Source organism: Gardnerella vaginalis (genome assembly GCF_001546485.1).
Classification (GTDB): Bacteria; Actinomycetota; Actinomycetes; order Actinomycetales; family Bifidobacteriaceae; genus Bifidobacterium; species Bifidobacterium vaginale_D.
Genome location: NZ_KQ956839.1, coordinates 1 through 6,202, shown reverse-complemented (window position 1 = coordinate 6,202; position 6,202 = coordinate 1). Strand labels below are relative to the sequence as shown.

General features: G+C 44.0%; 6 protein-coding genes. All 6 read left to right on the top strand.

Annotated elements, in window-relative coordinates; genetic code table 11:
• The first annotated feature begins 168 nt into the window (after nucleotides 1-168).
• The 6 genes from HMPREF3208_RS01540 to era all read left to right on the top strand — a co-directional run bounded on the left by HMPREF3208_RS01540 (nucleotide 169) and on the right by era (nucleotide 5,876).
• On the top strand, nucleotides 169-966 hold the full coding sequence (locus tag HMPREF3208_RS01540) for a 16S rRNA (uracil(1498)-N(3))-methyltransferase (protein WP_016637253.1): 798 nt from the start codon (nucleotides 169-171) through the stop codon (nucleotides 964-966).
• Between the two features lie 158 nt (nucleotides 967-1,124).
• Nucleotides 1,125-1,487 carry a histidine triad nucleotide-binding protein gene (locus HMPREF3208_RS01535; RefSeq protein ID WP_016637251.1) on the top strand — a complete coding sequence of 121 codons (363 nt, stop codon included), beginning with the start codon at nucleotides 1,125-1,127 and terminating at the stop codon, nucleotides 1,485-1,487.
• A gap of 3 nt (nucleotides 1,488-1,490) precedes the next feature.
• Nucleotides 1,491-2,684: a PhoH family protein gene (locus tag HMPREF3208_RS01530; RefSeq protein WP_064346894.1), complete on the top strand. Its 1,194-nt coding sequence runs from the start codon at nucleotides 1,491-1,493 to the stop codon at nucleotides 2,682-2,684.
• 3 nt (nucleotides 2,685-2,687) lie between these two features.
• Nucleotides 2,688-3,248, top strand: a complete 561-nt coding sequence (ybeY, locus tag HMPREF3208_RS01525) for an rRNA maturation RNase YbeY (protein ID WP_064346892.1) — start codon at nucleotides 2,688-2,690, stop codon at nucleotides 3,246-3,248.
• Between the two features lie 20 nt (nucleotides 3,249-3,268).
• On the top strand, nucleotides 3,269-4,774 hold the full coding sequence (locus HMPREF3208_RS01520) for a hemolysin family protein (protein WP_064346890.1): 1,506 nt from the start codon (nucleotides 3,269-3,271) through the stop codon (nucleotides 4,772-4,774).
• A 31-nt stretch (nucleotides 4,775-4,805) separates the two neighbouring features.
• Complete coding sequence (gene era / locus HMPREF3208_RS01515; protein WP_016637247.1) at nucleotides 4,806-5,876, top strand: GTPase Era; 1,071 nt, start codon at nucleotides 4,806-4,808, stop codon at nucleotides 5,874-5,876.
• Nucleotides 5,877-6,202 lie beyond the last annotated feature (326 nt).

Sequence of the window (6,202 nt, the reverse complement as noted above, 5' to 3'; positions counted from 1 at the left end):
GCGCTGACGACCTGCTTGAGCGCAGCACAGCGTGCGCACTTTACCCCGTGTTTGTTTACTTAGAGCGTGTGTAAGTCCACATTTGCGCGCAACTTTTCCGGCGTTTGTTGTCGTCTTGGTGTTGCGCACAATATAACACTTGGCGCATCCTCACGTTAGGCTTAAACTATGACTGACGCTTTATTTTTGCTGAATACTGACTGTGATGATGCTCCTGTGCTTGCAGATGGAATTGAAGAAGGTTGGACACTTACGCTTCCTTCCAACGTACAACGTCACGCAATATCTGCCATGCGTTTGGCAGAAGGAGACGCTTTGCAGCTTTCCGACGGAAAAGGCTTACGGATTCACGCAACTGTTACGGACGCAGAAAATGGTTTAGTTCGAGTTGATGCTTTTACTAGGGAAACGCGCCGAACTACGCGACTTGCGTTAGTGCAAGCGTTAGCAAAAACTGGTCATGATGAGCAGGCAATTGATATGGCTACGCAAATTGGTGTGGATGAGGTAATTCCTTGGTGTGCGGATCGTTCAATTGCAAAGTGGAAGCCTGGACGCACAGATAAACGTTGGAATCAAGTATTACAAGCTGCTACTGAGCAGTCACGAAGAGCGTGGATTCCGAAGCTTCATGATTGTGTGTCAAGTAAACAGATTGTTGCAATATGTAGGCGCGCGTGCGTGTATGGTGATTTGGTAGTGGTGTTGCATCAGGATGCAACTGATTGTTGGAATCAAATAGAACAAGCAGTAAATACTCTTAGCGAGCGCTGTTTGGAAGATGGCAAAGAGCGCACTGTTTACGTTTTAGTTGGTCCAGAAGGTGGTATCAGTGACGATGAAGTGTCAATGTTTATTGATGCTGGTGCACGAAGTTGTGTTTTAGGTAGTAATATTTTGCGTGCGTCTACAGCCGGCCCTGTGGCTCTTTCGCTACTTTCGCGTGCGTTAGGACGTTACGAATAATCGTAATAAATAGCAATGCTGAGCAATAAAAATGCTGGAGTTTGTGTAAAATAGTAGAAGATATGCTAATGTGCGCACGTATGAAGCAGGTGTTGTGTTGTTACATAAACACTGCGTGTGATAATGCATGAGCATGCGTAACAAGTAGGGGAGAAACTATGAGTGATCATACGTATCATACTGAAGAGAATTGCATTTTTTGTAAGATTATTGCAGGTGAGATTCCAAGCAGTCGCGTTTATGAAGATGATACTGTCGTAGCGTTTAATGATATTAATCCGCAAGCAAAAGTGCATGTGCTGATTGTGCCTCGCAATCACTATAAGAATGTTGCAGAGCTTGCTAGTAAAGCTCCTGAAACTTTAGCTCATATTGCTCAAGTGGCGCAACATATTGCGGATGACGCATTCCATGGTGATTATCGACTCGTGTTTAACACTGGTCTTGATGCTGGTCAAACAGTATTCCATGTACATGCGCATGTGCTTACTGGTGAGAAACTTGTAGAAGGTAGCTTGTAAATCGTGACGAAAAGTACGACGCGTTTTGTACAAATTCCTAGCGAATTAAGCTCGGTAGCGGTTTTGGGCGCTGCGGATGCTGGTTTGCGTGAAGTAGAACATGCTTTTCCAGAAGCGGATATTACTGTACGAGGCAAAGATGTTCAAATTGTTGCTCGTTCAGCTAGAGCAGATGAAGATGCTGCGAAAGCTGAGTATGCGTTTAGGCGCATGATTGATGCAGCTTACGAACAACCTATGGATGCGTATGAAGTAAGACGCATGCTTGAGCGTGATATTTTGCATAATGATGAACACAATGTGCGCATAAATCGTATCGGGCACGATGGTGGGGTGCTTGGAAGTAGTTTTCCTGCGAATGCTTATGCTGCGAATAGTGTGGCTTCGCGTTCCGAAAACGAGTTTTCAAGGAATGACAGCGATTTGTTGCCTTCTAGCGAAGAAGCTCATCGTCGAGCAATGAGTCGTAGAGCGCGCATGAGTAAGGGCGTAATTACGTTTGCCGGCGGCATTCCTGTGCGTGCAAAAACTGCTGGGCAAACAGCGTATGTGCAGGCAATGGATGCTCATATTGTAACGTTTGGCATTGGTCCTGCTGGTACCGGTAAAACATATTTAGCAGTTGCTAAAGCAGTTCGTGCTTTGGAAGATGGTAGAGTTCGCAGAATTGTGCTGACGCGTCCTGCTGTAGAAGCTGGCGAAAACTTAGGATTCTTGCCTGGTACTTTAAACGATAAAGTTGATCCATATTTGCGCCCACTGTACGACGCGCTTTCAGACATGCTTGGCTCTACGCAACTAAAACGCTATCTTGACGAGAATATTGTTGAAGTTGCTCCTCTTGCTTATATGCGTGGTCGCACGTTAAATGATGCTTTTGTTATTCTCGATGAAGCACAAAATGCTACCGTGCAGCAGTTGAAGATGTTTTTAACGCGTCTTGGCTTTAATACCACTATGGTTATTACTGGTGATAGTACGCAGGTTGATTTGGCTGTGCCACGTTCTGGTCTTGTTTCTATTGAGAAGATTTTGGGCGAAGTTCGAGATATTGCTTTTGTGCATTTGCAAGCAGAAGACGTTGTGCGTCATGCTTTGGTTGGTCGTATTGTGGAAGCATACGAAAATTACGATGCAATGCTTGAGCGTAAAAAACGTGAACGTACTAAAGAATTTACTGAGAGGAATAACGGATAAATCATGAGCATTGAAGTCATGAATGAAACGGTGTGGAATATTGACGTAAAAATTTTCTCTGATCTCGGCATGTGGGTTCTTCAACAAATGAAAGTAAGCACACATTCAGATTTATCAATTACTTTTGTTGACCCAGAGCCAATTGCTTCTTTGCATGAGCGTTGGATGAATTTAGAAGGTCCAACAGATGTTATGAGTTTTCCAATGGATGAACTAACTCCTGGAAGTGACGATAAAGTTTCTGAAGGTATGCTTGGTGACTTGGTGATTTGCCCGTGGGTGGCAGAGCAGCAAGCGCTCGCAGCTGGGCACAGTACTATGGAAGAAATGTTGCTACTCACTATTCACGGTATTTTGCATTTGCTTGGCTATGATCACACTACGCCTGAGGAAGAAAAGCAAATGTTTGGTTTGCAACGGCAGTTGCTACTCACGTTTTTTGCTGCGCGCTCAGGAGAATTATATGATGCTACGCTTCCAGAAGGCGCTGTAAATGAGCTTGAGCGTTACGATGCTGAGCATGAAGCGAGTAGTATCAAAAATAAAAATAAAAAACAGCATTAAAGCGCATTAAGAGTATAATTATGGAATATATTAAACAAGTATTTTCTAACATATCGGTTCCGGCATTGCCGTTACACGTGTGGCTTGGATTAGCTGTGCTGCTTGTGCTGGCAATGCTTCTTGTGTGGTTGTCGCTTGCTATGGCTGCTGCTGAAGGAGCAGTGCCAAGAGTTACTCGCGCAAGCTTAAACAATCTCATGATTGAAGCGCAAACTCATGATGATGAAATAAGCGCAATCGTGCGCATGCGCAAAATATCAAGAATTCATCGTGTTAAAAAACTGATTGCTGACCGTTATACAACGGCTGGAGCTTGTGCGTTTGTACGCGTGCTGTGCAATGTGTTAGATGGTGTGCTTGTTGCAGCATTAGTAGCATTTTTTGGATCGCCTTTATGGCTTACGTTAGTTATTGGCATGCTTGTTTCAGTAGTAGTTGCTGTTATTTCTATTCTTGTTCGTCCACGTTCTGTTGGCGCTGCTCAGCCTGTAGCAAAATTAATGCGTCTTTCTCGCGTAGTGTCAATTGCTATAGCGTTGAATCCGCTTGTGCATATTGCTGGTGATGTGGATGTTGCTCCAAGGAAAAAGCATGCTGATCTTTCCGATGATGAAGCTTTGGAAGATATTCAACTTGATCAGGCAAAAGCGAGTATTGACCGGTTAGTTGAAGCGAATGATTTTGATCCTGAAGTTTCGGAAATGATGCGCAATGTGCTTACGCTTTCAGATACGTTGACCCGCGAAATTATGGTTCCGCGAACTGATATGATTTGCGTTAAAAGTGACGAAACGCTGGAAAATTTCCTGAAATTATGCTCTCGTTCCGGATTTTCTCGAGTTCCTGTTATTGGTGATTCCGTTGACGATTTAGTGGGTGTCGCATACTTGAAGGATGCTGTGCGCGCTACTGTGTTTAATCCTGCAGCTTCTACGAGAGCTGTTGACACGATTAGCCGTGACCCTATGCTTGTGCCGGAATCTAAGCCAGTTGATGATTTATTCCACGAAATGCAACGTATTCGCCAACATGTTGCCGTAGTTGTTGACGAATACGGTGGTATTGCAGGCTTGGTGACGATTGAGGATGCTATTGAACAGATTGTTGGTGAACTGGAAGATGAGCATGATCGCACGCAGCATGCAGATCCAGAAGAGATACGTGAAGGTGTGTGGAAGATGCCTGCGCGCACGCCGATTGCAGATTTGGAAGATATTTTTGAGGTTCATATTGACGAAGATGATGTGGACACTGTGTTTGGTTTGCTTACGAAACTACTTGGTAATGTGCCGATTGTAGGTTCTAGTGCTGTTACGCGCGGGCTGAAGCTTACTGCAGTGGATTCTGCTGGTAGACGAAAGAAAGTGTCAACTATTCTCGTTGAACGCGATGTGCAGGGCTTAGAGGAGCCTCAAGGAGAACAAGCTGAAAATAGTAATGCAGAACAACCTGCAGTAACAGTAAGTAAGCAAACGAACGCGTTACAACAAGCTAGTAAGATGAAGCAAACAAATATGTTGAAATAAAGAACTGGATGGTAAAAATAACGTGAATACTATGAACGATGTTGATGCTCATAACAATTCCAATGCTCGTAACGACTTTGACGACGAGAACGACTTTGACGACGACATGTTCGCAAACCTCGATGCTTCAACACATGCAACTGTTGCTGCTCCTGATTTTCACGGCTATCGTTCTGGTTTTGTTGCTGTAGTAGGTAGGCCGAATGTTGGTAAGTCTACGCTGATGAACGCTCTTATTGGCACGCAGATTGCTATTGCGTCGTCTCGCCCAGAAACAACGCGTAAAGCTATTCGAGGAATTGTTACAACTGAACATGCACAAATGGTATTAGTGGATACTCCAGGTATTCACCGTCCGCGCACCCTGCTTGGTCAACGTTTAAACGATATTGTTGACGAGTCACTTTCTGATGTTGACGCGATTGCGTTCCTACTCCCAGCAGATCAAGAGATAGGGCCTGGAGACAGGCGAATCCTAAGCCGACTGCGCTCTGATTTTGCTACCAAAAATAAGCAAGGCAACTGGTCGTGGAAAGTGCCGCTTATTGGTATTGTGACGAAAATTGATATGCTCAACCGTGATGAATTAGTTCATCATTTACTTGAAATTCAGCAGTTTGCTGATTTTACGGATATTGTGCCTGTAAGTGCGCTTACCAAAGATAATGTTGATGAAGTGAAGAAGGTTTTGATTGATAATCTGCCGGAAGGCCCGCAAATGTATCCTGAGGATCAGCTTAGCGAGGAAACCCCTGAAAGCATGATTGCTGAGCTTATTCGCGGAGCTTTTCTTGAAGAACTTGACGACGAGCTTCCGCATTCACTAGCTGTGGTAGTTGACGATATTGTGTATCCGGGAGATGGTGAAGATACTCAATACGATGACAATAAAGCGCATGTGCTTGTGTCAGTGTATGTAGAGCGTGATTCGCAGAAGCCGATTATTATTGGTCATCGTGCGGAACATTTAGTGCGTGTGAAGAAGCGTTTACGCACAGCAGTAAATCGCATTACGGGTACAAAAGCTGTGCTTGACTTGCATGTGAAAGTTGCTAAAGGTTGGCAGAGTGACCCTAAGAAGCTTGAACGTTTAGGTTTTTAACATTGTTGCTGCGTGCACAGTGGATGCTGCGTAGGATTTTATGTATGCACACAATTGCTCATTGTGTGCATACGGTTATATGTGAATAATCCTTTTTGCGGATGAGTATTCCCTGCTTGAATGTTCTGTTCTTGAGTGTTTTGTTCTTGAATATTCTATGTTAACTGCTGTGAGCTGCGTTGCTTTTTGCAGTTCTAGTTCTTAATAAACCATAAACATATGGGTGGTACATAGTTTGACTGTGTACCACCCATATGTTTATCAGTTTTCAGTTATTTTTTACTTTTTCTTCGCTGGAGCTGGGGTTACTGGAGTGACTGGCTTTG